A 25,653-nucleotide genomic window follows, 5' to 3' on the forward strand; every position below is an offset into this window, starting at 1 on the left:
CTCCTTCGGAGTGGCGGGATCTGCCCGTGCTAGCGTTCCCCACCGATCACTCCGGGCGAGTGGCGGAATGGCAGACGCGCACGGTTCAGGTCCGTGTATCCGGAAGGATGTGGGGGTTCAACTCCCCCCTCGCCCACCAGCGAGCAGGGCCCCGGTCGTGACCCACGGCCGGGGCCTTTCTCGTATCCACCCGGGAGAGGACTGGGCACGATGCACGACGCACGCCTCCTGCTGGAGCTGGGTGACTCCGCGGTGCGCCGCCTCGCCCGCCGCGGCTACGAGCTCGACCTCGCGGGCCTGGAGGCGATGTCGTCGCGGCGGTCGGCGGCGATCGGGGCGGTCGACGAGCTGCGCGCGGAGTCCAAGCGGGCGGCGGCCGAGGTCGGGAAGGCGGCGAAGTCCGGCGCCGCGCCGGCCGAGGTCGACACGCTCAAGGAGCGCGCCCGGGAGCTCAAGGACCGCATCCGCGCGGCGGAGGAGGAGGTCGACGCCGCGGAGACCGCGTTGCGCGACCTGCTGCTGACGATCCCGAACCTGCCGTCCGACGCCGCGCCCGACGGCGACTCCGACGCCGACGCCGTCGAGGTCCGCCGCGTGGGCGAGCCCCCGGCCCTCGGCTTCGCCCCCCGCGACCACGTCGAGATCGGCGAGGCCATGGGCATCCTCGACCTCGGGCGGGCCGCCAAGCTCTCGGGCGCGCGCTTCAGCATCGCCCGCGGCCCGGGCGCCGTGCTCGAGCGGGCGATCGCGTCCTTCTTCCTCGCGCTGCACACCGGGCGCCACGGCTACACCGAGTTCTCCGTGCCGTACCTCGTGACCGCACCGACCATGACGGGCACCGGGCAGCTGCCGAAGTTCGAGGAGGATCTCTTCCGGACCGGTACCGGCGACCGGGACCTCTACCTCATCCCGACCGCCGAGGTGCCGCTCACGGCGTTGCACGCCGACGAGATCCTCGAGACCGAGAGCCTGCCGCGGGCGTACACGTCGTGGACCCCGTGCTTCCGCTCGGAGGCCGGCTCCTACGGCCGCGACACGCGGGGCATCCTGCGGCTGCACCAGTTCTCCAAGGTGGAGCTCGTGCGGGTGTGCGCGGCCGAGGACTCACCGGCCGAGCTCGAGACGATGCTCGGGCACGCCGAGGCCTGCCTGCAGGAGCTGGGCCTGGCCTACCGCGTCGTGCGGCTCGCCGCCGGGGACATGGGGTTCAACGCCCAGCTCACCTACGACGTCGAGGTCTGGCTGCCGAGCCAGGACACCTTCCGCGAGATCTCGTCGTGCTCCGACTGCGGCACCTTCCAGGCGCGCCGCTCCGGGATCCGCAGCAAGGACGCGCGGGGTACGCGGGGGCAGGTGGCGACGCTCAACGGGTCGGGCCTGCCGATCGGGCGCACGATGGCCGCGATCCTTGAGCAGTGCCAGGCGGAGGACGGGTCGGTGACGCTGCCCGAGGTCCTCGTGCCCTACACCGGGTTCCGGCGGATCCTCGCCGACGGCACGACGGCGTAGGCGCTATCTCCTGATCGCGGCCAGCTGGTGGGCGTGACCGACGAGGCGGTCGTCGGCGTCCCACACGCGGCAGGTCTCGTGCATGCGGTCGGCGCCTGCGCGCTCGACCCACTGCACGACGCGCAGCGGGCCGGGCGCCGGGTCGGCGACGACGTGCGCCGAGAGCGACATCGTGGGCGACCAGCCGGACAGGCCCATGTCGAAGGTCGCCGGCGGCAGGATGTCGAGCGCGACCAGCAGGCCGTCCGCGGTCCACGGCCCGCCGTCGTCGAGGGCGGCCCACCCGGCGATGCGGCCCTCGCCCGACGGGCTGCCCCGCAGGAACCCCGCGGTGCGCGGGTCGAGGCGGGTGTCCACCGCGTCCATGATCGGGAGGGAGCCGCGTCCGTCCTCGTCGGAGCCCGACGGGCTGCGCGGGCAGTCCTCGCGGGGCGTGAGCTCGGGCGGTCCGGGCTGCCGGTCGTCGGCCGACGGTGCGGCGGGCGGGCCCAGCACGCACGCCGTCTCGACCGCCGGTCCGTCCTGGTCGAGCAGCACGCGCACCTGGGACACCCCGCGGCCCAGGCGCAGCACGGTGACCTCGAGGGTCGCCGGGCCGGGCTCGGGCGCCCGCAGGAACGTCCCGGTGACCGCCTGCGGGCAGGTGTGGTCGGGACGCTCCGCCGCGATCGCCGTCCGCGCCGCGCGGGCGGTGACGGCCAGCAGGTACCCGCCGTGGAGCTTCGGGCCGATCGACCACTGCTCGTCGAGCAGGACGTGGAAGCGGCCGGGGTCGTCGGTGGGCTCGGTGCGCAGGGCCTTCTCGAGCTCAGCCACGGGCGGCGCCGCGGACCGTCGCGGTCCGGCTCTGCCCCGCGGTGTGTCCCGCGGGCCGGGGCATCACGACTGCGGCGGGCGCGGCCAGTCCGCGGAGTCGCCGCTGCCCGAGCTCGTCGGCGGCGTGGTCGGCGGCGTGGTCGGCGGTGTGGTCGGCGGTGTCGGGGGCGCCGTGGGCGGGGTCGGCGTCGTGGGCGTCGTGGGCGTCGTCGGCCGGTCGCTGGGCGGCGTCGCGGTCGGCGGGCCGACGGGGCCGGTGGTGGCGTCGGAGCCGGCGGTCGGGTCGCCCGCGGCCGCGCCCGGGGCCTGCGGCTCGCCGGTGCCCTGCTTGCCGACCCAGCCGACGCCCTCGCCGACCTTCGCCTCGGCCTTGCCGATCTGCTCGGAGTACTTGCCGCCGGTCTTCTCGTCGACCCAGCGGGCCGCCTTGCCGATCGAGCCGAGGATCGAGTCCTCGTTGTCCGACACCTTCTTGCTGACGGTGTCGCGCAGGTCGTTGACGAACTGCTTGCCCTGCTGCGCGTAGTCGTCGCGGCTCATGGGTCCTCCACGTGACCAGGGGTCGAATCGGCACCGTACCCGCGTCGGGAGGCGGTCCACACCCGTGCGTGATCGGGGAGGTGCTGTCGCGGACCGTGGTCCGTGCGGCAGGGTGGCCGTCGGTCGCGCCGGGCGGCCAGGCACGATGGACACGGACGGGCCCGGGTCCCGGCGACCACGCCGGGGCCGGACGGGGCCCCGGCACCCCGCGGAGCGGCACTCCGCGGGAGTACGCGGATCGAGGAGGCGCGCGGGCGTGAGTTCGACGGAGGCGGGCCCGCCGCCGACGGTCGGTGGCGGTCGCTACACCCTCGGCGACCTCATCGGGCGCGGCGGCGCGGCAGAGGTCTTCCGCGCCCGCGACGAGCTCCTCGGGCGCGACGTCGCCGTCAAGCTCTTCCCCGCCGGTGTCGGTGAGGCCGACGAGTCCCGCCGACAGCGCGAGGTCCAGACGCTCGCCGGGATGAACCACCCGGGTCTGGTCACGATCTACGACGTCGGCCAGGAGCGCGACCGGGCGTACTTCGTGATGCAGCTGATCGAGGGGGAGTCCCTCGCCGACCGCATCCGCAGCGGCCCGCTCGCCCTCGGCGACGTCGTGGCCCTCGGCGCAGCGCTCGGTGACGCGCTGACCTACGTGCACCGCCACGGCGTGGTGCACCGGGACATCAAGCCCGGCAACGTCCTGCTCGACACCGACGGCCGCCCGCACCTGTCGGACTTCGGCATCGCCGTGCTCGCCGACGCCACGAACATCACCGCCACCGGCATGGTGATCGGCACCGCGTCCTACCTGTCGCCGGAGCAGGTCCGCGGCCAGCAGGTGGGCCCGGCCTCCGACGTCTACGCGCTGGGCCTGGTGCTGCTCGAGTGCATCACCGCGCGCCGCGAGTACCCGGGCAACGCGCTCGAGGCCGCCGTCGCCCGCCTGCACCGCGCGCCGGAGATCCCGCCCGACCTGCCCCCCGCGCTGGGCAACCTGCTGGCCGGGATGACGCTCGACGAGCCGACGGAACGCCCCACCACCGAGCAGGTGGTCGGCGAGCTGCGGATGCTCGGCCGCGAGGTCGGGATGGACGCCCAGACCGTGCTGGCCCCGGCGCCGGTCACCGGCAGCGGCGCGATGCGCACCACCGCGATGGGCGGCACGACCGGCCCCACGGCGTACGCGCCGATGGGGGCGACCAGCGGCCCGACCCGCGCGATGGGCACGCCGCCCGGCGGCTACGCCCCGGCGGCCTACGGGGCCACCGGCGCGTACGGCGCCGGCCCGACCGCCCTGGTGGGCGCCGGCGAGCCGCCGCCGGAGCCCGAGCAGAAGCCGCGGCGGGGCCGCCGCGCCGCGGTCGTCGCGCTGCTGGCGCTGCTGCTCGCCGGCGGTGTCGGCGGCTACTTCCTGCTCTCCAACCGCGAGGACGCGGCGCCACCCGCGCCGGTCGTCCCCGCGCCGGTGCTCACGACGAGCAGCACGACCACCACCGAGCAGGAGACGACCACCCGCTCGCGGCGCACCACCGAGCCGACCACGACGACCACCGTGGCGCCCCCGCCGGTGACGACCGTGCGGCCGACGACGACCACGACCACCGTCGTCGTGCCACCGGCCAACCCCGGTGGAGGGACCGACACCGGGACCGGTGCCGGTGGCACCGACGGCGGGACGACCGACGGCACCGGGGGCGGCGGCCTCGTCGGCGGTCGCCAGGGCACGACCGGCGGCGGCACGAACTGAGCCGCTAGACCCCGGGCCCGAACTCCCCGGCGACGACGCCGTCGCGGAAGGCGGTCCACTCGTCGTCGCGGAAGTGCAGGACCGCGCCGGACGAGGTCTCGAGCACCGCGCGGTCGCCGGCCGGGCCCGCGCTCACCTCGACCGCGCCGTTGGCGGAGGGCACGTCGCGGGCGACCTCGTCGAGGAACGCTGACCACGCGTCGCCGTCGAGGTGCAGGACGGGGCCGCCGCCGTCCTCCTTGGTGTCGCGCAGGTAGGCCGCGCCGTCGGCCTCGAGGACCTCGACGCAGCTCGCGCCGTTGGAGCTGAAGCTGGAGGTCCGCCATCCGTGCGTCATGAGCTCGTCTCCTTGCTGCACCAGGGGAGCGATGCGGGCCGCGAGACGGGCCCCCCGCCGCGGCTGAAGGGCTCAGGGCCCCAGCGTCGCGCGCCGGGCACGGATCACCTCGAGGGAGGCGTCCTCCGGCAGCGCCGCGCCGCGCAGTCTTGCAGCGGTCGTGCGGTATCCGCCAATCCGGTCGGGATCCTGGACGTAGACCGCGCCGTCCTGGAACTCTACGTAACCGATCGATCGCGCAGCGTCGAAATCGAGCAGCGTGAACTCGCCGTCGAGCCCGTCGTGGACGGCGACCGCCAGCGGCATCACCCGGATGGACACGTTCTTCTGCTCCGAGAGAGTGAGCAGGTGGTCGAGCTGCGTCGCCATCACCGCACGTCCGCCCACCATGCGGTCGAGGATCGTCTCCTCGATCACCGCCTCGTAGCGGAGCGGCCGTGACGCGTCGTGCAGACGCTGCTGGCGGGCGAGGCGCAGCCCGACGACGCGGTCGACGTCGATCACGGGCACGCGCAGGGCGTCCTGGAGCAGCGCGGTGGCGTACGCGCGGGTCTGCAGCAGGCCGTGCAGGAGCAGCGGTTCGTAGGCGAAGGCCGCCGAGGCGAGGCCCTCGAGCCCGACGAACGTGCGCAGCCAGTCGGGCACGACGTCGGCGAAGGGCGCCCACCAGGTGCCGCGGTCGGCCGCCGACGCCAGGGACGCGAGGCGCTCGACGTCGGTCGGGTCGGCGCCGTAGGAGCGCAGGAGCCTGCCGACCTCGTCGGGCCGTTGCTGGTTCTTGCCCTGCTCCAGGTAGTTGATCTTCGCGTGGGTGCAGCCGAGCACGCGCGCGGCGGCGGTCTGCGTGTGGCCGGCCCCCTCGCGTGCGGCGCGCAACTCGTGACCGATCAGCCAGCGCAGGGCGCTGGGGTCGGTGCGGTCGGCCTCCACCGGTCCCTCCCGTGCCACCGGCGCCGCCGGTCGGCGCCGGTCGTCCGGACGAGGGTAGCCAGCAGCGCCGACACGAAGCGGTGAACTACGCTTCTCCCTACATGTAACGTCGGGCGACGCAGCGGCGCGGAGCCCGGCCCCGGTACTGGCGCGTCACCCGTGGAGGCCGTCGGTGGTTGTCGAACGTTCGGTCGAGCCCCACCAGGACCCGACACCGCTGCCCGGCGGCCCGGACTGGATCGCGCAGTGGATCCTGCCCGCCGAACCGGCGAGCGGGACGACGACCACCACCGCGACCGGCCACCGCGCGACCCTCACCCACTGCCGCTGCGGGCTGCCGGTGGGCGGCGACGGCTACGACGTGGCGGCCGACCCGGAGCCCGCCGAGGTCGCCTCGGTGACGGTGCTGGGCCAGGTCCCCGGGGTCGCCCGCTGGGATCGCGGCGCCGACGGGCTGTGGCACCCGGCCCGTTCGCGCTACCAGCAGGCCGGGCCGCCCGTGCCGTGGCGGGCGCTGGGGGTGTGCGCCGAGCACCGGCGCCACCGGATCGTGCCGGTCACCCGCCGCGCGCGGTGACCCCGGCGAGCGTCACCCGTGGCGCCGGAACAGCGGCGCGCGCCCGGGCGGCTGCTCCACCTCGCCGACGGCGGGCGCGTGCGGGACGTCGAGGGTGACGGGCTCGTCGGCGGCGAGCTTGAAGTCCTCACCGTGGTGGCCGAGGGTGATCTCGTCGCCGCTCTCCAGCGTGTAGGTCACCGACGCGCCCTCGGCCGCGATGTGCAGCGAGCGCCCCCGCCACTGGATGCGGAACCGCACGCCGGAGAGCGCCTCGGGCAGCCGCGGCGCGAACGTCAGCCGCCCGTCGTGGGTGCGCATCCCGCCGAGGCCCATGACGATCGCGGTCCAGGCGCTGCCCATCGCCGCGAGGTGCACCCCGTCGCGCACGTTGTGCTCGAGGTCGGCGAGGTCCATCTGGGCGGACTCGCAGAGGTAGTCGTAGGCGAGGTCCATGTGGCCGGTCTCGGCGGCCATGACCGCGAGCGTGCCGGGGGAGAGCGACGAGTCCCGGACGGTGATCCGCTCGTAGTAGACGAAGTTGTCGTACTTCTGCTGCGGGGTGAACGCGTCCGGGCACTGGACCATCGCCAGCACGAGGTCCGGCTGCTTGACGACCTGCTTGCGGTACAGGTCGAAGTACGGGTAGTTGAGCAGCAGCGGGTAGTTCTCCTCGGGCGTGTGCTCGAAGTCCCACACCGCGTGACGGGTGAAGCCCTCGCTCTGCTGGTGCACCCCGAGCGCGGAGTCGTAGGGGATCACCATCGCGTTCGCGGCGCTGCGCCAGCTCGCGATCTCCTCCGGTGAGACGTGCAGCCGCTCGGCCTCGCGGGGCCAGCGCACGGCGGCGTCGGCCGCGCCGCGCAGGTTCTTCTGCGCCATGAGGTTCGTGTAGACGTTGTTGTCGGCGACGGCCGAGTACTCGTCCGGGCCGGTGACGCCGTCGATGCGGAACGCGCTGTCGCTGTCGTGGTGGCCCAGCGAGCGCCACAGCCGCGCCGTGGCGACGAGGAGGTCGACCCCGACCTCGCGCTCGAACGCCTTGTCGTCGGTGGCCGCCACGTAGCGCATGACGGCGTCGGCGATGTCGGCGTTCACGTGGAACGCGGCGGTGCCGGCGGGCCAGTAGCCCGAGCACTCCTCGCCGTTGATCGTCCGCCAGGCGAACGCGGCGCCCTCGAGCCCGAGGTGCGCGGCGTGCGCGGTGGCGATGTCGAGCGTGCTGTGCCGCCAGCGCAGCGCGTCGGCGGCCGCCCGCGGCTGGGTGTACATGAACACCGGCAGCACGAAGGTCTCGCCGTCCCAGAAGCTGTGGCCGTCGTAGCCCTGGCCGGTGAGCCCCTTGGCCCCGATGGCGCGGTGCTCGGCGCGGGCGCCGGCCTGCAGCACCTGGAACAGGCAGAACCGCAGCGCCTGCTGCAGCCGCGGGTCGCCGTCGATCTCGAGGTCGGCCTTCGCCCAGAAGTCGTCGAGGTACTCGCGCTGCGCGGCGACGAGGCCGTCCCAGCCGGTGTAGACCGACGCGTCGAGGGCGGCCTCGACCTGGTCGACGATCGCGGGCTGGGAGCGCTGGCTCGACCAGCCGTAGGCCATGTACTTGACGACCTGGACGGACTGGCCCGGCTTGAGGCGCGTGATCACCGTGGTGCGCCCGACGTTGTTCGAGCACGAGCTCGTGACCTTGGCGTCGTCGGGCCCCTCGACCTGGTGCTCCATCGCCGCGCCGACCCGCAGCTCCGAGCGCCGGGTCTGGTGGGTCATGCGGGCGCCGTGGCTCGAGTTCGAGTGGTGCTCGGGCACCAGCACGTCCTGCAGCGCGGCGGCGACGCGCGGATCCCCCTCGATCACCGGCATCTGCTCGTTGGCGAAGAGCTCCGACTGGATCACCAGCAGCGCCTCGGAGCCGGCGTCCTCGGGCACCGAGACCTCGTAGCGGATCGCGGCGACGGCGCGCTGCGAGAACGACACGAGCCGCTCCGAGGTCACCGTCACGCGCTGGCCGTTGGGCGAGACCCAGTCGACGTGGCGCGTGAGCGTCCCGGCGCGCATGTCGAGCGTGCGGTGGTGCGCGTTGACCTGGCCGTAGCGCACGTCGAGGGGCTCGTCGTCGACGAGCACGCGGATGAGCTTGCCGTTCGGGACGTTGACCAGCGTCTGGCCCTCGTCCGGGAAGCCGAAGCCGCCCTCGGCGTGCGGCAGCGGGCGCGACTCGAAGAACGAGTTGAGGTAGGTGCCCGGCATCGCGTGCGGCTCCCCCTCGTCGAGGTTGCCGCGCATCCCGACGTGGCCGTTGGCCAGCGCGAACAGCGACTCGGTCTGCGGCAGGGCGTCGAGGTCGACGTGCGGCTCGTGCACGGTCCAGGGGTCGACGCGGAACGGGTTGGCGATCACGGAGGTTCTCCTCGTGCGGGGGCCGGGGCCCGCCGGGAGCGTCGTCGATCTCCCCGCGGAGGTCGGCGCGGAGAATAGTCCGGCCGCGCCTACCGTGGACCCCATGGCCTCCCGCGTCCGCATCCCCCGCTCCGATCTCGAGGTCCACCCGCTCTGCCTGGGCGGCAACGTGTTCGGCTGGACCGCCGACGAGGAGACCTCCCACGCGGTGCTCGACGCCTACCGCGCGGCCGGCGGGAACTTCGTCGACACGGCCGACTCCTACACCTGGCGCGTCGAGGGGAACTCCGGCGGCGACTCCGAGCGGGTGCTCGGGTCGTGGCTGTCCTCGCGGGGTCGGGACGACGTCGTCGTGGCCACGAAGGTCGGCTCGTGGCCGGAGCGCCCGGGCCTGGCGCCGGACAACCTGCGCGCCGCGTGCGACGACTCGCTGCGCCGCCTGCAGACCGACCACATCGACCTCTACTACGCCCACCGCGACGACCCCGACACGCCGCTCGAGGACACGCTGGGGGCGTTCGACGAGCTGGTGCGGGCGGGGAAGATCCGCCACGTCGGGCTGTCGAACTACTCGGCGCCGCGGCTGACGAGCGCGCTGGAGCTCGCGGACCGGCACGGGCTGGCCCGCCCCGTCGCCCTGCAGCCGCACTACAACCTCGTCGAGCGCGCGGTCTACGAGGACGACCTCGCCGAGGTGGCCGCGTCCGCCGACCTCGGCGTCATGCCCTACTTCGCGCTGGCCAAGGGGTTCCTGACCGGGAAGTACCGGCCCGGGGATCCGGCCCCGGACACCAGCGGCGCGATGGCCTCGGCGCGCGCCGGCGGTGCGGTCGAGTACCTCGACGACCGCGGCGCCCGCGTGCTCGGCGTGCTCGACGAGGTCGCCGGCGCCCACGCCGTCCCGGTCGCGGCGGTCGCGCTCGCGTGGCTCGCCGCCCAGCCGACCGTCACCGCGCCGATCGCGTCCGCCCGCACGGTGTCCCAGCTCGGCACGATCCTGCCCATGGCCGAGCTGACCCTCGCCCCCGACGAGCTCGCGGCCCTGACCGAGGCCTCGGAGGACACCCGATTGGCGGGGTGAGCGCCGCTCGGGTGTCATGGGCGGTGTGAGCGCGCTCTCCTCGGTGCACCGCGCCCTGCAGGTGCTCGAGGTGGTGGCCGCGGCCGGTGACGGGATCACCGCCAAGGCCGTCGCCCGGCGGCTCGAGTACAACCTCTCGACGACCTACCACCTGCTCGACAGCCTCGTGTCCGACGGCTACCTGGTGCGGCTGGAGACCTCGCGCGGCTTCGGGCTGGGCCCGAAGGTCCCCGCGCTGCAGGACCGGCTGGTCGCCCAGCTGGCCGTCCCGCGCGGCCTGGGCCGGATCCTGCGCTCGGTCCACCGGGCCGCCGAGGCCGGCACGCTCTACACCGCGTTCCGTGGCGAGGACGTCGTGGTCGTCGCGCACGACGACTGCGCCAGCCACCCCGTACCGGTCATCTCGTCGTGGCGCGGCGCGCTGCACGCCACCGCGGTCGGCAAGCTCCTGCTCGCCGAGTGCCCCGACGGGGCGCGGACGGCGGTCCTGTCCCGCGACGGGCTGCCGTCGCTCGCCTACCGCACGATCACCGCCCGCGCCGACCTCGACCGCGAGCTGGAGGCCGTGCGGCGGCGGGGTGTGGCCACCGACCGCGGCGAGTTCCACGAGCGGCTCGCCTGCCTGGCCGCGCCCGTCCGCATCCCGGGCGAGTCCGGCGAGCCGACCCTGGTGGGCGCGGTCGCGGTGGCCGTGCCCGTCGTGCCCGCCGGCGGGCCGGGCAGCATCGCCGACCGGCGCGACCGGCTGGAGCGCGCGGTGCGCGCCGGTGCCGACCGCGCCGCCGGCGCCCTGCTCGCCCCGGTTTCCGGTGGGTGGGAGAGTCACGAGCCGCGCGCCGCCCGTCGCGGATAGCGTTGCCTGCATGAGTGCCCGGACCATCGCCCCGTTCCGTGCCGACCACGTCGGGAGCCTCCTGCGCCCGCCGGCCCTGAAGCAGGCCCGCGACGACCACGCCGCCGGCCGGATCGGCGCCGACGAGCTGCGCAAGGTCGAGGACGACGCCATCCGCGACGCCGTCGCCCTCCAGGAGGACGCGGGCCTGCAGGCGGCCACCGACGGCGAGATGCGCCGCACGTCGTGGCACATGGACTTCCTCTACCAGCTCGACGGCGTGACCTCGTCGCAGGACTCGTCGGTCGAGGTGGCGTTCCGAAACAAGTCCGGCGACCTGACGTTCGCGGCGATGTCGCTCGTCATCGACCAGCGGATCGGGATCTCGCAGACGATCTTCGGCGACGCCTTCGCGATGCTGGCGTCGACCGTGACCACCGCCGTCCCGAAGCTGACGATCCCCTCGCCCTCGATGCTGCACTACCGCCTCGGTGGCGCCCCGGTGCACGAGGGCTCGCCGTACTCGGACCCCGACCAGTTCTGGGCCGACCTCGCGGCCGCCTACCGCAGCGAGGTCGCGCGCCTCTACGAGGCCGGCGTGCGCTACCTCCAGCTCGACGACACCTCGCTGGCGTACCTCAACGACCCGGCCCAGCGCGAGTCGATGGCGGCACGCGGCGAGGACGCCGACCACATGCACGAGCGTTACGTCCGCACCATCAACGAGGTCCTGCGCGACCGCCCCGCCGACCTGCGCGTCACGACCCACATGTGCCGCGGCAACTACCGCTCCTCGTGGGCGGCCGAGGGCGGCTACGACTACGTCGCCGAGACCGTCTTCGGTGGCCTGGAGATCGACGGCTTCTTCTGCGAGTACGACGACGCCCGCTCCGGCGACTTCTCGCCGCTGCGCTTCGTCCCGCGCGGCGACCAGCAGGTCGTGCTCGGCCTCGTGACGACGAAGACCGGCGAGCTCGAGGACCCGGACACGCTCAAGCGCCGCATCGACGAGGCGTCGAAGTACGTGCCCCTCGAGCAGCTCTGCCTGTCCCCGCAGTGCGGGTTCTCGTCGACGGTCGAGGGCAACGACCTCACCGTCGACCAGCAGCGCGCGAAGCTCGACCTCGTCGTCTCCGTCGCCCGCGACGTCTGGGGCTGACGCGACGCTGTTGCAGCGAACGCGCTGTTCGCTGCTTCTATGCGCGCAAAGTCCCCGTTCGCGAGGACCCGGAGCTGTCGCGACCGGCCGAATGCCCGTCCCCATCGGCCGTTCGCGTCCACAGGGCACACGGTGCTCGCTACCGCTCCGGAGGCCGGCGGGCCGACGCTCGTCTCCATGCCGCGTCGTCCCCGGGTGGATCCCGTCGCCATCGCCTCCGTCGGACTCTTCGGCGTCGCGGCGGTCGCCGACCTGACTGCCCTCGGATTGCCGTCCTCGACGGTCGCCCGGCGTGTGCAGGCGGGTCACGCGCGGCGCGTCCTCCGGGGCGTGGTCAAGGACGGGCGCGACGAGCCGACCGCTGATCAGCGCGCGGCAGCGGCCCTGCTGTACGCGGGTGCGGACTCGGTGATCAGCGGCAGCGAGGCGCTGAGCCGATACGGCCTGACGAACCCCACGCCCACCGGACGGATCCTCGTGCTCGTCGGCCCCGACCGTCAGCGGACGTCCTCGGCGTTCGTGGAGATCGAGCGCACGGAGCGCCTCCCGGAGCCGGTCGACGTCGGCGGACTCACGCTCGCCCCACTGGAGCGCGCCGTCATCGACACGGTCCGGCGCCTCGACCGTCGGGATGCCGTCCGCGCCGTCCTCGCCGAAGTGGTCCAACGGAAACGGACGACCGTCACTCGCCTGCTCGCCGAGCTGGCCGCTGGCTCGCAGCGAGGGAGCGCGCTTCCTCGGCGGGTGCTCCTCGAGGAACTCGCCGAGGGCGTCCGCTCGGTCGCCGAGGGGTGGGCGCACGATCTCCACCAGGAGAGCGGGCTCCCGCCCGTGCTCTGGAACCCGCGGCTCTACGACCCGTCGGGCACCTTCATCGCCGAGGCCGATGCCTACTTCCCCGACGTCGGCATGGTGTGGGAGATCGACTCCTACAAGCACCACTTCCTGCTCGAGGACTGGGACCGCACGCTGCGCCGGCGGGCCCGTATGCAGGCGTACGCCCTCGTCGTGGCCCACACACGGCCCCGGCGGTTGCTCACCGACAAGGCGGCCGTCGTCGAGGAGCTGTGGGGATCCTATCGGCTCGCCGCCGCCCGACCGTGCCCGGAGATCGATGCTCGCCCCGCGTCACGCGACTGAGCTCTGACCCCGTCGCGAACGGGGACTTTGCGCGCATAGAAGCAGCGAACAGCGCGTTCGCTGCGCACCGCGGCGCCCGGCACATCCCGCTGGCCGAGAGCGAACGGGGACTTTGTGCGCATAGAAGCAGCGAACAGCGCGTTCGCTGCAAACACCACCGCGCGCCCGCCCCCCCGCGTGGGCGGGAGAGGCGGGCGCGCTCGGGGGTGTCAGACGCCGTAGCGGGCGGCGAGCTGGCCCCGGCAGATGCTCGTGTTGGCGTCGACGCCCACCTGGTAGCTGCGTGCCTTGCGCAGGTGCAGCGGGAGGGCCTCGACGCCGACCGTGGCGCCGGTGGGGTCGACGACGAGGGGGTCCGCGTCGTCCGACGGGATCCCGAGCTCGCGCCGGCGCGTCCGCAGGCGCCGGAGGTCGTCGCTCGCCGGTGCGTCGCCGAGGGTCATGCGCGCGACCTGCTCCGGCGTCGCCCCGGCGGCCATGAGCGGACGGACGACGAGGTCCGTGCCCGCCATGAGCGCGCGCTCGGTGAACGTGCGCCGCAGGTCGTCGAGCTCGGAGACCGCCTCGCCGACCTCGGTGCCCGCCATGGACGACACGAAGCCGGCCCGGGCGGCGACGCCGGCGTTGATGGCGTCGGAGGCGAAGTGGTCGACGAGCACGACATCGGGCCGGACGACGCCCGGCACGGCCGCGACGGCGTCCCAGGCGTCGGCGACCATGAGGAACGCGAAGTTCGGGGCGCAGAAGTAGGTGGGCAGGCGCAGCGCGACGTGCGCGACCCCGTCGTCGGTCACCGAGCACGAGCCGACGAAGTCCAGCGAGACCACGTCGGTGTCGAGCTCGGGGTCGCGGACGGTGCGCAGCGCCTCCCACACCCCGCCGGCCACGGTGGCCGGCGAGGCGTCGGAGGTCAGCGTCATGCCTGGGCCACCTCACGGTCGACGAGCTCGGCGTCGTCCGGCGAGGCCGGGGCGCTGGTGTCCGAGGACAGCTGGCACTCCGCAGGCACCGGGATGTCGTAGAGCCGGGCCGCGTTCAGGCCGAGGATCTTCTTCTTGCCGTCGACGCCGAGCCGCGGGTAGTCGTCGTACTCCGCGCCCTCCGGGAAGTCCCAGTCGACGAGGCCCTCGACCTGCCAGCGCGGCTCCCAGATGTTGTAGTCCGAGCCGAAGGTCATCTTGTCCTCGCCGACCCAGAACAGCAGCTCGCCCATGACCTTGGCGAAGAAGCGCGGGCGGGCGTGCATGAGGCCGCCGAGCACGACCGAGAGGCCGGCGTAGACGTTGGGCTCCTGCGTCGCCATGAAGCAGAAGTCCTCGATGCGCGGCAGGCCGACGTGCTCGACGATGAAGTTCAGGCCCTGGAAGTCGGTGGCCGCGTGGTCGACGTCGGAGACGTCGAACGCGTCCTTGTCCAGCGGCCAGATCGTCGGGCCCTTGTGGACGTGCACGTTCTTGATGCCCAGCTCCTGGGCCCGCTCGAGGAAGCGGTAGCACTCCGGGTCGGAGAGCTTGAACCCGCGCGAGTCGCCGTTCCACTCCGCGGTGTACAGCTTCACGCCGGTGGGCTGGTAGATCTCGACGTTCTTCTCGAACTCGCGCATCCCGGCGTCGCCGTCGCGCGGGTCGAAGCGCGTGTTGACGCGGAACTTGTCCGGGTGCTTCTTCGCCAGCTCGCCGTTGCGCTCGCTGGTGTTGAAGCCGTCCTTGTACCACTCACGCAGATAGGTCGACTGGAAGATCGCGACGTCGACGTGGCCCTCGTCGAAGACCTCGCGCATCAGCTGGTCCTCGGAGACCTTCTGGAACTCCTCGAGGGACTGGTGCGTCTCGGCCGGGCCCAGCGACTGGTAGGCGTGGAAGCACTCGATCCAGCCCTTGGCGTACTGCTCCGCCCCCGGCACCCAGTTCTCGGGCGAGGCGTCCCAGTAGTGCATGTGGGAATCGACGACGAAGTACTTCTCACCGTTCTTCTCGTACACGGCGACGGCCTCCCGCGCGGTCGTGGTGGTGGGTGTGGTGGTGGCCACGCGGTCCACATCACACGTGATCGTCTTCGCGTGGGCAAGACCACGGTTTCCACCCGCCGCCGAAACGGACTAATCGGGCACGGCCTCGCGCACGCGTACGGTCGGCCGCATGCGCCTCGTCATCGCCGGTGGACACGGCAAGATCGCGCTGCGGCTCGAGCGGCAGGCGGCCGCGCGGGGGGACGCCTCGGTGGCGCTGATCCGCAACCCGGACCACGCCGACGACGTCCGGGGGGCGGGCGCGGAGCCGGTACTGGCCGATCTCGAGGAGATCGGCTCCGGTGACCTGGCCCAGCACCTGACCGGGGCGGACGCGGTGGTGTTCGCCGCCGGCGCGGGTCCCGGCAGCACCGCCGAGCGCAAGGGCACCGTGGACCGCGACGCCGCCCTGCTGCTCGCCGACGCCGCCGCGGCCGCCGGGGTCCGGCGCTACCTGCTCGTGTCGGCCATGAACATCGACGCCCCGCCCGCGCCGGAGGACGACGACTCGGTCTGGGCCCACTACCTGCGGGCGAAGAAGGCCGCCGAGGACGCCCTGCGGGCACGCGGCGACCTCGACCTCACGATCCTGCGCCCCGGGCGACTCACCGACGACGCGGGCACCGGACTGGTCCGGCTCGGCCCGGCCGGGGGCTCACCGCCGGTCGGCTACGGCGAGGTGACGCGCGACGACGTCGCGGCGGTCCTCCTCGCCCTGCTCGACGCCCCGACCTCGGCGGGCGAAGTGCTCGACCTCATCGGGGGCACGGTGCCCCCGGCCCAGGCCGTCGGGGCGGCGACCACCTAACCGATCAGACCCTGCTCGCGCAGGAACCCGCGCGCCACCTCGTCCGCGCTCCGGCCGCCGGCCGAGACGCGCTCGTTGAGCCCGCGCATCACCTGCTCGGTCAGGGTCGGGGCGAGCATCCGGCCGAGCAGGGCCAGCCGCGGCGCGCGTTCCATGACGTCGGTGCGCACGGTCAGCGCCGCGTTGTAGGGCAGGAAGTAGCCGCGGTCGTCGACGAGGGTGGACAGCCGCAGCGGGTTGAGCCGCCCGTCGGTGGCGAACACCTCGCCGAAGGTGCACGGGTTCGCCGCGGCGATGGCGGGATAGATCTCCTCGATCTCCCGGGTGTCGAGAGCCTGGTCCCCGAGGGTGATCCCGTAGGTCGCGAGCAGACCCTGCAGGCCGTCCTCGCGCCCGGTGAACTCCTGGTCGACGCAGAGGGTCGCCTCCGGTGAGCCCGAGCGCACCAGGGCGGCGAAGTCCGAAATGGTGCGGACCCGCAGGCGCTGCGCGGTGTCGGTGCGCACGCCGAGGGCGTACGTGTTGTTGAACGGCGTCGGGTCGAGCCAGGTGATCCGGTTGCCGGCGTCGGCCTCCTTCACGGCGTCGTAGAGCGCCGTCGGATCGGCGATCGTCGACTCCTGGGACAGGTACGTCCGCCAGGCCGTGCCGGTGTACTCCCAGTACATGTCGATCTGGCCGGTGGCCAGCGCGGCGCGGACGTTGGCCGAGCCCTTGGTGTCGCAGCGGTCGACCACGGTCGCCCCGGTCGACTGGAGCAGGGCGATCGTCATCTTGCAGAGCAGGAGCTGCTCGGCGAACTCCTTGCCGCCGACGGTCAGCGTCTGCCCGGTGAGGTCCAGCTCGCGCGCGAGGCTGCCCGGCGGGGTCAGCCGCTGGGCCTCCGCGCAGCCGGCGGCGGTCGCGAGGAGGACGGTGACGAGGAGGGCGGTCAGGACCAGGGAGCGCCGCAGTCGTCGCACGGGCAGGGCCTCCGCGGTCGGAACGGTCGGAACGGTTGTGGACGATCGAGGTGGCACGACGACGACGGCCGGCCGGGATCCCGGGGGATCCGCGACCGGCCGCCGTCGTCACGCGGTCAGTGACTCATCACCGGCTCACTGGCCGCCGATGAACCCCTGCTGCTGCAGCCAGCGCGTGGCCACCTGCTGGGGGTCCTGCCCCTGCGAGGAGACCTGGCCGTTCAGGTCGAGCATGACCTGGTCGGTCAGACGCGGGGTGATCGCGTCGAAGACCCGCTGGACGCTCGGGTTCCGGTCGAAGACCTCCTTGCGGATGGTCGGCGACGCGTTGTACTTCGGGAAGTAGTTCTTGTCGTCCTGCAGCGTCACCAGGTTCAGGCCGGGGATGCGGCCGTCGGTGGTGAAGACCTCACCGAAGTTGCACGGGTTGCCGTTGGCGGTGGCCTGGTAGATGGCGCCCGTGTCGAGGGTGTTCAGCTTCGGCGGTCCGGTGGGCGCCGGGTTGACGCCGTAGGTCCGGAACAGCCCGGCGAGGCCGTCGTCGCGGCCGGCGAACTCCGCCTCGACGCAGAGCGTCGCGGCGGGGTTGCCGCTGTTGGTGAAGTTCGCCCAGTCGGTGAGCGTGCGCAGATTGTTCTGCTGCGCGAACGCCTGGGTCACCGCGAGGCCGTAGGTGTTGTTGAACGGCGACGGCGGGAGCCAGACGATCTGGTTCTGCGCCAGGTCGGCGTCACGGACCGCGATGTACTGCTGCTGCGAGTCCGGGATCGGGCTGGCCTGCTTGAGGTGCGTGATCCAGCCGGTGCCGGTGTACTCCCAGTACATGTCGATCTGCCCGCCGACGAGGGCGGCGCGGGTCGACGCGGTACCGGTGATGTTGCAGCGGTTGTTGGCCGTCGCGCCCACCGACTGGAGGGCGGCGATGGTCATGTTGCAGAGGACGAGCTGCTCGTCGAACTCCTTGCCGCCGACCGTGTAGGTCTGCCCCTGCAGGTTGATGCCACTGGCCGCGAGGCTGCCGCCCTGGGCCTGCGGCTGGCCGCTGCCCGAGAGGCCGCCACAGCCCGCGGCCAGGAGGGCCGTGGCGGCGAGCGTCACCGCGCCCGCCCGCCAGCCGGTGCGACGGCCGGAGCGGCCGCCGCGGAATGTCCACCGCACGTTGTTCTCCTTTTCCTCCGGGGTTGGCCGGGCCTCGCTGGCGGGGCGGACGGCCGAGACGAAAACCAGGGCCGGCCTAGCCGGCGCGGGACACGACGACGCGCTCGGCGACGCCGGCGAGCCAGTCGATGAGCAGGGCGAGCGCGGCGATGATGCCGCCGGCCACGAGCAGGACGTTGATGCGGTTGAGGCGCAGGGCCTGCTGCACGAGCTCACCGAGCCCGCCCGCACCGATGTAGCTCGCCAGGGTCGCCGTGCCGACGTTGAGCACCAGCGCCACGCGCAGACCGGCGACGATGACCGGCACCGCCAGCGGGATCTCGACCCGGAACAGGGTCTGACGCGACGTCATCCCCATGCCCCGGGCTGCCTCGATCAGCGACTGGTCGACCTGCTGGAGCCCGACGACCGTGTTGCGGAGCACCGGCAGCAGGGCGGCGATGGTGAGACCGACGATGGCCGTCCAGAAGCCGAAGTCGAGCCAGAACGCCATGAGCAGCAGCACGCCGAACGGGGGCAGCGCCTGGGCGAAGCCGCCCACCGCGAGCACCGGGCCCTGGGCCCGGCGGGCGCCGCGGCGGCTCAGCACGATGCCCAGCGGCACCGCGATCACCAGCACCAGCACCGTCGACGTCGCCGCCAGGAGGATCTGCTGCCAGAGCAGCCCCCCGACGTTGTCGGGCGCGAGCACGCGCTGCTCGATGGTGTCCAGGTTGCGGGTGCCGACGTAGAGGAACAGCGCCACCAGCAGCAGGATGATGATCGCGGGCAGGATCACCAGGTCGTAGTGCTGGCTCCAGAGCGAGGTGATCCGGCCCTGTCCCCCTTCGGCCTCCTCGACCGACTCTTCGGCCTGGAGGTCGACGGTCTCCGAGGTGGCCGTGCTCACGCGTCACGCTCCCGGGTGCGCAGTCCGCTGACGAGGTCGTTCCAGTGCAGGACACCCTGGGCGCGGCCCTCTTCGTCGACGACCGCGACGAGGGAGGCGGAGCCGTCGAGCATGACGTCCACGGCGTCGTACACGGTGCCCGAGATCGGGACCGTCACGAGCGCGACGCCCGCGGCGTCGGCACCCGGCAGGTGGCGCCACGACACCGGCTTGCCGGACGCGTCGACCTCGGCGACCGGGCTGCCGTTGCTGTTGCCGACGGCCTTCTCGTCGGTCTCGATCGGGTGCAGCTCCAGACGCGCGAGCTCGAGGAGGGACAGGCGCCGGACCGCGGCGCCGCCGCCGACGAAGTCGGAGACGAAGTCGTTGGCGGGACGGGTGAGGACCGTGTCCGGGTCGTCGTACTGGGCCAGGCGGCCGGTGGAGAACACCGCGATCCGGTCACCGAGCTTCACGGCCTCCTGGAGGTCGTGGGTGACGAAGGCGATCGTCTTGCCGACCGTGCGCTGGATCTCGAGGAACTCGTCCTGGAGACGGTCGCGGGTGATCGGGTCGATCGCGCCGAAGGGCTCGTCCATGAGCATGACCGGCGGGTCCGCGGCGAGCGCCCTGGCGACGCCCACGCGCTGCTGCTGACCACCGGAGAGCTGGCGCGGGTAGCGGCTGCGGAACGTCGCGGGCTCGAGGCCGACGAGGTGGAGCAGCTCGTCGGCGCGCTCGGCGATCCGCTTCTTGTCCCAGCCCAGCATCTTCGGGACGACGCCGATGTTGTCGGCGATGGAGAAGTGCGGGAACAGGCCGCCCTGCTGGATGACGTAGCCGATCTCGCGGCGCAGCTGGTCGCCGTTGACGTGGGTGACGTCCTTGCCGTCGAGCAGGATCCGCCCCGACGTCGGCTCGATCAGCCGGTTGATCATCTTCAGGGTGGTCGTCTTGCCGCAGCCCGAGGGGCCGATGAGCATGACGATCTCGCCCTGCGGGATGGCCATGTCGAGCTGGCTGACCGCGGGCACCTCGCTGCCCGGATAGATCTTCTCGACGCCCTCGAGGACGATCATGTCGGACTTGCCGGCGCCCTGGGGCGTCTCGACGACGGGCTGGTCTGTGCTCTCAGACACGGATCCCCCTGGGAATGGTCAGGCGCTGGACGATGGCGAAGAAGATCTCGAAGACGGCGGCGACGACGAGGCACAGCAGGGTGCCCGCGAGGACCTGGTAGAAGGAGTTCGCCGCGCCGATGCGGGAGATCCCGTTGAGGAGCAGGATGCCGAGGCCGGGCCCCTGGACGACGGCGCCGACCACGGCGATCGAGATGGAGATCAGCGTGGTGACGCGGATGCCGTTGAGGATGACCGGCCACGCCAGCGGGAGCTGGATGGTCAGGAGGCGCCGCACGCGGCCGTAGCCGAGGCCACGGGCGGACTCGAGGACGGCGCGGTCGACCGTGGTCAGGCCGGCCACGGTGTTCCGCAGCACCGTGTAGAGCGTGTAGATGATCAGCACGATGATCGCGGTGGTGACCCCGAGCCCCGTGATCGGCAGGAAGAGCGCGAACAGCGCCAGCGAGGGGACGGTCAGCAGCGCCGCCGTGAAGACCAGCCCGCCCTCCCGGATGCCGGTGGCGAACCAGTCGAGCGAGTAGCGGCGCGGGTCGGGCTCGCCGGTGGACACCGCCAGGCCCAGCGCGACGCTGATCAGCGAACCGATGCCGACGGCGATGAGCACGACCAGGAAGTGCGCCTGGGTCAGGAAGACGATCTGCTGGGAGTTGGTGGCGAGATAGTCCAGGAAGTTCACGACGCTCCTCTCTCGGGAGCAGGGGGGGTGGACAGGGAGGACACGGCGTCGCTGCTCGTGGCGGGTGGTCCGGCGCGGGCGGCGGTGTGCCCGGCGGAGGTGGTGACACCCGCCCCCAGGGCGCGCGAGAGGTCGGAGGCCGCGCGCAGCACCGCGGCGCGGACCTCGTCGAGGACCGGGTCGACGCGGGACTCGGGGCCGCTCACCCCGAGCGCGGCGACCACGGTGCCGCTGCTGTCGCGCACGGGGGCGCCGAGGGAGAGCAGGCCGCGGTCGGTCTCGTGGCGGGCGAGCGACCAGCCGCGGCGGCGTTCGTCGGAGACGCGCGCGACCAGCTCGTCGAGGGACCGCGGCGCCGCGGGGCCGGCGGGACCGAGGCCCTCCGGCACGATGATGCGCGCGATCGCCGCGGTGTCGAGATCGAACAGGAGCGACCGACCGGTGGCGGTGCACGACAACGGCACCGTGCGCCCCACCCACCCCGCCGCGCGCAGCTCGCTGTCCGGCGCGGCCGTGCTGATCGTCATGACGCTGCCGCCGCTGCGGATGCCGACGTCGACCCGCTCGCCGAGCAGCGCGGCCTCGCGGGCGACGGCGGCGTCGGCCTCGTCGCGCAGACGGCGGTCGACCGCCGTCGCGCCGATCGCGAACAGCCGGGTGCCGATGCGGTAGCGCAGGGAGCCCGGCTCGCGGTCGACGTACCCGGCGTCGGCCAGCAGCTTCAGCAGGCGCGAGACCTGCGACTTGTCACGCCCCAGCTGGCGGGCGATCTCCACGACGCCCAGGGCGGACGGGCCGCCCGGTGTGCCCAGGAGGTCGAGGACGTCGAGCGCGCGGTGGACCGGGCCACCGGCCTCGTCGCGGGGACGGCGGCCGCGGGGCGCCGGGGCGGTGGCGGACGGCTCGGTGGCCGCGATCGCGGCCGCCGGGGTGCGCTGGGCCGGCGCGTCCGAGCCTCCGGTGCGCGCACGAGGACTCACGACCCGCCCTCCCCTCCGCGCCTCCGCCGGCCCCGGGGCGACCCGCTGAGCGGGGCGTCAGGGGCAACGACCGTTGTCCCTGCGACAACGGCTGCGGGGACAGTAGGCGGCAGAGCGGGGCGTTGTCACCCCGTTGGTCCGACATTCGAGGGACGTTTACCCGGAGCCTCGGCCGCACTCGGTAGTGGGCCGTGCCCGCTCAGGACGTCCACAACCGACTTCGAGCAGCTCCAGGCCGTGACAGTGACCCGCGACACGTCCGAAGGCGCGCAGCTGTCACGGGGAGTCACATGATGGGCGTATTAAGATCGTGATGTGGACATCGAGGCAACGTAGCCCGTTCGGATCAACGGGAGCGGGCGCCCGGTCGACTCAGGATGGTGTCGACGGGTTCCGGGTCCCGAGCGCGGCGCGCGACGGCTCGCCGACGCCCCACAGCGCGAGCAGCCGGGTCTCGACGCGGTCGAGCTCGCCGGACACCGCGAGGTGGGCGCTGCGCCGCCGGCTCGAGGGCATCTGCTCGGCCGCGCGCACCGCGGACTCCATGTCGGCGAGGCGCTGCTCGGCGTCGTCGACGAACGACCGGATGTCGGTCGCCCGCGCCTCCTGGCCGCTGCCGTAACGGGTGCGCAGGTCGTTCGCCGAGGTCGCGAGGTTGTGGATGCGGGCGTAGAGGGCCGCCCCGCGCCCGGTGAAGTCGGCGAGCTCGTCGGGCGCGACGCCGAGCTGGCGTGCCCGGTGGGCGTCCCAGCGGTCCCGCGCCTCGCCGACCGCCTGGTAGACGATCGGGGCGACGACGGGGACGACGATCCGGGCGATCCCGATGTAGCGCTTGATCTTCGCGCCGGTGAGCGGGTCCGCGGCCGTGCCCTCGAGGTCGGTGCTCTCGTCCTTCGCGGCCTTCTCCTCGGCCTTGCGACGCTTCTTCGCGGCCTTGAGGGCCTTCTTGTCCCCGAGGATCGAGGCCTCCTGGGTCTCGGCGAGCAGGCGCTCCGCACGGGCCGCCCGCCCGCGCTCCTTCTGGGCGGCGACGGCGAGGTCGGCGGCCTTCGGGCTCACGACGAACACGTCGTCGGCCACCTCGAGCTCGTCCGCGGCCGTCGCGGTCCGCCCGCGCCGCAGCAGTCCCATGGACCCTCCCGATCCTCGTGCCCGCGTCGCGCGCGGGCGAACGCCCGCACCCTAGTGGCGGGCGCCGCCGTGCGTCGGGCCGCGGACCGGCCCGGCGCGTCGGTGCGCTGGGCCTCCGGCGCCCCGTCGGCCGCCGAGTGCCCTCCTCGCCCGGGCGCCACACCCCACCAGTCGGTGATCACGGGCGGAGCCGGGGTGGACGTCCTCGATCGGGCGTGTCGGGGTGGCGTGGGAAGCTCGGACCATGAGCACGACGACCGAGCGCGAGGCCGACGACGGGTGCGTCCCCGCCTCGTCCGCCGTGCCGCGCCCGGTCCTGCTCGACGCCGCGGCCACCACGCGGTGCCGGCGCCGGGTCCACCTCGAGCACGTCCCGCCCGAGGACCTCCCGCCGGGCAGCGTGCCGACCGACGAGGACGCCGACCCCGGCGTCGCGATGCGCCGCGCCGACGCCGCGGCCCACCGGGCGACGCTCGCCGCGCGGTGGGCGGAGCTCCTCGGGTCGCGCTGGGTGTCGGTGCCGCCGACGTCCGGCTCCCGGGCGCGGGCGGCCGCGACGCGCGCGGTGCTCGCGGATCCGGACCTGCGGGCCGACGTCGTCGGCGCGGCCGAGCTGCCCGCGGCCGAGGGCAGGCGCGGCGGCGCAGAGGCGCTCGTGCGGGCCGAGCCCGGCGATCCGACGTCGGGGTGGTGGCCCCTCATCGTGGTGCGCCACCGTGTCACCGACCCCGGCGAGGGCGCGCTGACCTCCCCGCTCGCGCAGCCCCACCCCGCCGCGGCGCGGCCCGACGAGTCGCGCCGGGTCCGCACCGTCACGCGCGACGTCCTGCGCCTGGCCCACCTGCACCGCATGCTGCGCGCCGCCGGGCTGGCCCCGCCGGAGCGCACGGACGAGCCGGTGTGGGGCGGGGTGGTCGGCCTCGACACCGACGTCGTGGTGTGGATCGACCTCGCGGCCTCCGGGGGGTCGGGCGGGCGCAGCGCCCTCGAGACCTACGACCGCCGGCATGCCGACCGCCTCGCCGTGGCGGAGGCGGCCCGGCGCCGGGCACCGGCGCTCGCGGAGCCCTCCCGGATCACCGAGTGCCGCCGGTGCCCGTGGTGGCCGACGTGCGAGGCCGCCCTGCGCGGTACCGACGACGTCAGCCTCGTCGTCCGGGGCGATGCCGCGCTGCAGCTGCGGGGCCGCGGCATCACGACGGTGCGCGAGCTCGCGGCCCTCGACCCGGCGGTCGGGCTCCCGGGGCCCCCGCCCGACGACCCCGAGGCCGCGGACACGTCGGCCGCTCCCGAGGGCCCGGACCTGGTCGAGGCGGTGGCGCTCGCCCGGGCCTGGCGCGGTGACGTGCCGCTGGTCCGCCGGGTCGCGCGTCCCACGGTCGCGCGCGGCGACGTCGAGCTGGACGTCGACATGGAGAGCCTCGGCGAGGACGGCGCGTACCTGTGGGGCGTCCTGCTCACCGGGGCCGACATCGGCCTCGAGCAGGGCTACCGCGCCTTCGCGACGTGGGATCCGTTGCCCACCCGCGACGAGGGCCGCTCGTTCGGCGAGTTCTGGACGTGGCTCGCCGACGTCCGTGCGCGGTGCGCCGCGCGCGGGCTCGTGCTGCGGGCCTACTGCTACAACGAGCAGGCGGAGAACCGCTGGTTGCGCGCCTCGGCCGAACGGTTCGGGGGGATGCCGGGAGTGCCGCCGGCGGAAGAGGTGGAGGAGTTCATCGCCTCCGACGTCTGGATCGACCTCTTCCCCGTGGTCAGCGAGGCGTTCCTCTGCCCGCACGGCAAGGGCCTCAAGCGGGTCGCGCCGTCGGCGGGTTTCGCCTGGCACGACCCCGAGGCGGGCGGCGAGAACTCCATGCGCTGGTACCGCGACGCGGTCGGGCTCGACGGCGGCGAGGCCGACCCGGCGCAGCGCGAGCGCCTGCTCGTCTACAACGCCGACGACGTGCGGGCCACGTGGACGCTGCGCACGTGGCTGACGTCCGACCGTGTCCTCGAGGTGCCGCACCTCGCGGACCTCACGGCGTGACCGGCGGTGGCTACCGGGGCTGCATGCGCAGGCCGCCGTCGAAGCGGATGACCTCGCCGTTGAGGTAGTCGTGCTCGATGATCTGGGCGACGAGCTGCGCGTACTCGTCCGGGCGCCCGAGACGCTTGGGGAACGGGATGCCCTCGGCCAGCTGCTCGCGGAAGGACTCCTCGACCCCGGCGAGCATCGGGGTGTCGATGATGCCCGGGGCGATGGTCATGACGCGGATGCCGTACTGGGCGAGGTCGCGCGCGGCGGGCACCGTCATGCCGACGACACCGCCCTTCGAGGCCGAGTAGGCGATCTGGCCGATCTGGCCCTCGAACGCCGCGACCGAGGCGGTGTTCACCACGACGCCGCGCGTGCCGTCGGCGAGCGGTTCGGTGGCCGCGACGGCCTCGGACGCGAGACGCATGACGTTGAAGGTGCCGATGAGGTTGACGCCGATGACCTGGTTGAACACACCGAGGTCGTGGGGGCCCTTCTTCGACAGCACGCGGCCGGCGGTGCCGATGCCCGCGCAGTTGACCACCACGCGCAGGGGCAGGCCGGTCGACGTCGCGGCCTCGACGGCCGCGGCGACCTGGTCGCCGTCGGTGACGTCGGCGCCGACGTACTCGACGTTCTTGAGCTCCTCGGCACCGTCGACGGCCTTCGGGAGGTCGATGGCGATCACCCGGGCGCCGTCGTCGGCGAGCCGGCGGACGGTGGCGCCGCCGAGGCCGGAGGCCCCGCCGGTGACGATCGCGGCGACGTCGGTGGTGTCCATGTCTCTGAGAGGCTCCTCTGCGGCACGGGGATGGGAGAGCCTCGCGGAGGCTATCGCCGACCCCGTGGCCGCTGCCGTCAGCCCTGACCGTTTGTGCTC

At 73.6% G+C, this 25,653-nt stretch carries 24 protein-coding genes and 1 tRNA gene; 10 read left to right on the forward strand and 15 right to left on the reverse strand.

Annotated elements, in window-relative coordinates; all coding sequences use genetic code 11:
- Positions 1-53: 53 nt before the first annotated feature.
- Positions 54-139 (forward strand) — tRNA-Leu (locus tag ACR9E3_RS05450).
- Between the two features lie 71 nt (positions 140-210).
- The gene (serS, locus tag ACR9E3_RS05455) at positions 211-1,509 is read left to right on the forward strand and encodes a serine--tRNA ligase (protein ID WP_460379031.1); all 1,299 of its coding nucleotides are present in this window, start codon (positions 211-213) and stop codon (positions 1,507-1,509) included.
- A 3-nt stretch (positions 1,510-1,512) separates the two neighbouring features.
- Here the strand turns inward: serS and ACR9E3_RS05460 are convergent, their stop codons facing one another.
- The gene (locus ACR9E3_RS05460; RefSeq protein WP_460379032.1) at positions 1,513-2,325 is read right to left on the reverse strand and encodes a thioesterase family protein; all 813 of its coding nucleotides are present in this window, start codon (positions 2,323-2,325) and stop codon (positions 1,513-1,515) included.
- A 63-nt stretch (positions 2,326-2,388) separates the two neighbouring features.
- Entirely contained in the window at positions 2,389-2,865 is a 477-nt protein-coding gene (locus ACR9E3_RS05465) for an antitoxin (RefSeq protein WP_460379033.1), read from the reverse strand.
- Between the two features lie 256 nt (positions 2,866-3,121).
- Between ACR9E3_RS05465 and ACR9E3_RS05470 the strand changes: the two genes are divergently transcribed.
- A complete protein-coding gene (locus tag ACR9E3_RS05470) occupies positions 3,122-4,597 on the forward strand; it encodes a serine/threonine-protein kinase (protein ID WP_460379034.1) in 1,476 nt (491 codons plus the stop codon).
- Between the two features lie 4 nt (positions 4,598-4,601).
- On the opposite strand, the gene ACR9E3_RS05475 is transcribed toward ACR9E3_RS05470, so the two are convergent.
- Together ACR9E3_RS05475 and ACR9E3_RS05480 are read right to left on the reverse strand one after the other, a co-directional pair.
- Positions 4,602-4,934: a DUF397 domain-containing protein gene (locus ACR9E3_RS05475; protein ID WP_460379035.1), complete on the reverse strand. Its 333-nt coding sequence runs from the start codon at positions 4,932-4,934 to the stop codon at positions 4,602-4,604.
- 72 nt (positions 4,935-5,006) lie between these two features.
- Complete coding sequence (locus ACR9E3_RS05480) at positions 5,007-5,864, reverse strand: helix-turn-helix domain-containing protein (protein ID WP_460379036.1); 858 nt, start codon at positions 5,862-5,864, stop codon at positions 5,007-5,009.
- A gap of 172 nt (positions 5,865-6,036) precedes the next feature.
- On the opposite strand from ACR9E3_RS05480, the gene ACR9E3_RS05485 reads away from it, so the two are divergent.
- A complete protein-coding gene (locus ACR9E3_RS05485) occupies positions 6,037-6,441 on the forward strand; it encodes a hypothetical protein (protein ID WP_460379037.1) in 405 nt (134 codons plus the stop codon).
- 12 nt (positions 6,442-6,453) lie between these two features.
- On the opposite strand, the gene ACR9E3_RS05490 is transcribed toward ACR9E3_RS05485, so the two are convergent.
- Entirely contained in the window at positions 6,454-8,811 is a 2,358-nt protein-coding gene (locus ACR9E3_RS05490; protein ID WP_460379038.1) for a glycoside hydrolase family 65 protein, read from the reverse strand.
- A 103-nt stretch (positions 8,812-8,914) separates the two neighbouring features.
- Between ACR9E3_RS05490 and ACR9E3_RS05495 the strand changes: the two genes are divergently transcribed.
- The 4 genes from ACR9E3_RS05495 to ACR9E3_RS05510 all read left to right on the forward strand — a co-directional run bounded on the left by ACR9E3_RS05495 (position 8,915) and on the right by ACR9E3_RS05510 (position 13,023).
- Positions 8,915-9,892: an aldo/keto reductase gene (locus ACR9E3_RS05495; protein ID WP_460379039.1), complete on the forward strand. Its 978-nt coding sequence runs from the start codon at positions 8,915-8,917 to the stop codon at positions 9,890-9,892.
- 25 nt (positions 9,893-9,917) lie between these two features.
- Positions 9,918-10,745, forward strand: coding sequence for an IclR family transcriptional regulator (locus ACR9E3_RS05500; protein ID WP_460379040.1), 828 nt, complete (start codon positions 9,918-9,920; stop codon positions 10,743-10,745).
- A 10-nt stretch (positions 10,746-10,755) separates the two neighbouring features.
- Complete coding sequence (locus tag ACR9E3_RS05505) at positions 10,756-11,883, forward strand: 5-methyltetrahydropteroyltriglutamate--homocysteine S-methyltransferase (protein WP_460379041.1); 1,128 nt, start codon at positions 10,756-10,758, stop codon at positions 11,881-11,883.
- A gap of 177 nt (positions 11,884-12,060) precedes the next feature.
- The gene (locus ACR9E3_RS05510; RefSeq protein WP_460379042.1) at positions 12,061-13,023 is read left to right on the forward strand and encodes a hypothetical protein; all 963 of its coding nucleotides are present in this window, start codon (positions 12,061-12,063) and stop codon (positions 13,021-13,023) included.
- 209 nt (positions 13,024-13,232) lie between these two features.
- Here the strand turns inward: ACR9E3_RS05510 and ACR9E3_RS05515 are convergent, their stop codons facing one another.
- Entirely contained in the window at positions 13,233-13,943 is a 711-nt protein-coding gene (locus ACR9E3_RS05515; RefSeq protein WP_460379043.1) for an iron-sulfur cluster assembly protein, read from the reverse strand.
- The gene (locus ACR9E3_RS05520; RefSeq protein ID WP_460379076.1) at positions 13,940-15,004 is read right to left on the reverse strand and encodes an amidohydrolase family protein; all 1,065 of its coding nucleotides are present in this window, start codon (positions 15,002-15,004) and stop codon (positions 13,940-13,942) included. The genes ACR9E3_RS05515 and ACR9E3_RS05520 overlap by 4 nt, the downstream gene beginning before the upstream one ends.
- Positions 15,005-15,161: 157 nt before the next feature.
- On the opposite strand from ACR9E3_RS05520, the gene ACR9E3_RS05525 reads away from it, so the two are divergent.
- A complete protein-coding gene (locus ACR9E3_RS05525; protein WP_460379044.1) occupies positions 15,162-15,839 on the forward strand; it encodes an NAD(P)H-binding protein in 678 nt (225 codons plus the stop codon).
- Here the strand turns inward: ACR9E3_RS05525 and ACR9E3_RS05530 are convergent.
- The 7 genes from ACR9E3_RS05530 to ACR9E3_RS05560 form a co-directional block, all read right to left on the reverse strand.
- Positions 15,836-16,801, reverse strand: coding sequence for a glycine betaine ABC transporter substrate-binding protein (locus ACR9E3_RS05530; protein ID WP_460379045.1), 966 nt, complete (start codon positions 16,799-16,801; stop codon positions 15,836-15,838). The two genes, ACR9E3_RS05525 and ACR9E3_RS05530, sit on opposite strands and share 4 nt — an antisense overlap.
- 135 nt (positions 16,802-16,936) lie before the next feature.
- On the reverse strand, positions 16,937-17,959 hold the full coding sequence (locus tag ACR9E3_RS05535; protein ID WP_460379046.1) for a glycine betaine ABC transporter substrate-binding protein: 1,023 nt from the start codon (positions 17,957-17,959) through the stop codon (positions 16,937-16,939).
- 76 nt (positions 17,960-18,035) lie between these two features.
- Positions 18,036-18,848 carry an ABC transporter permease gene (locus ACR9E3_RS05540; RefSeq protein WP_460379047.1) on the reverse strand — a complete coding sequence of 271 codons (813 nt, stop codon included), beginning with the start codon at positions 18,846-18,848 and terminating at the stop codon, positions 18,036-18,038.
- Positions 18,845-19,906, reverse strand: coding sequence for an ABC transporter ATP-binding protein (locus tag ACR9E3_RS05545; protein WP_460379077.1), 1,062 nt, complete (start codon positions 19,904-19,906; stop codon positions 18,845-18,847). Before ACR9E3_RS05545 ends, ACR9E3_RS05540 begins: the two co-directional genes overlap by 4 nt.
- Before the next feature lie 52 nt (positions 19,907-19,958).
- Entirely contained in the window at positions 19,959-20,645 is a 687-nt protein-coding gene (locus tag ACR9E3_RS05550) for an ABC transporter permease (RefSeq protein WP_460379048.1), read from the reverse strand.
- Positions 20,642-21,625, reverse strand: coding sequence for an IclR family transcriptional regulator (locus tag ACR9E3_RS05555; protein WP_460379049.1), 984 nt, complete (start codon positions 21,623-21,625; stop codon positions 20,642-20,644). The genes ACR9E3_RS05550 and ACR9E3_RS05555 overlap by 4 nt, the downstream gene beginning before the upstream one ends.
- A gap of 372 nt (positions 21,626-21,997) precedes the next feature.
- Complete coding sequence (locus ACR9E3_RS05560; RefSeq protein WP_460379050.1) at positions 21,998-22,756, reverse strand: DUF6474 family protein; 759 nt, start codon at positions 22,754-22,756, stop codon at positions 21,998-22,000.
- A 244-nt stretch (positions 22,757-23,000) separates the two neighbouring features.
- On the opposite strand from ACR9E3_RS05560, the gene ACR9E3_RS05565 reads away from it, so the two are divergent.
- A complete protein-coding gene (locus ACR9E3_RS05565; protein WP_460379051.1) occupies positions 23,001-24,785 on the forward strand; it encodes a TM0106 family RecB-like putative nuclease in 1,785 nt (594 codons plus the stop codon).
- Between the two features lie 10 nt (positions 24,786-24,795).
- Here ACR9E3_RS05565 and ACR9E3_RS05570 read toward each other — a convergent pair whose 3' ends face one another.
- Positions 24,796-25,554 carry an SDR family NAD(P)-dependent oxidoreductase gene (locus ACR9E3_RS05570; protein WP_460379052.1) on the reverse strand — a complete coding sequence of 253 codons (759 nt, stop codon included), beginning with the start codon at positions 25,552-25,554 and terminating at the stop codon, positions 24,796-24,798.
- Positions 25,555-25,653 lie beyond the last annotated feature (99 nt).

This window comes from Actinomycetospora sp. C-140, assembly GCF_054796175.1.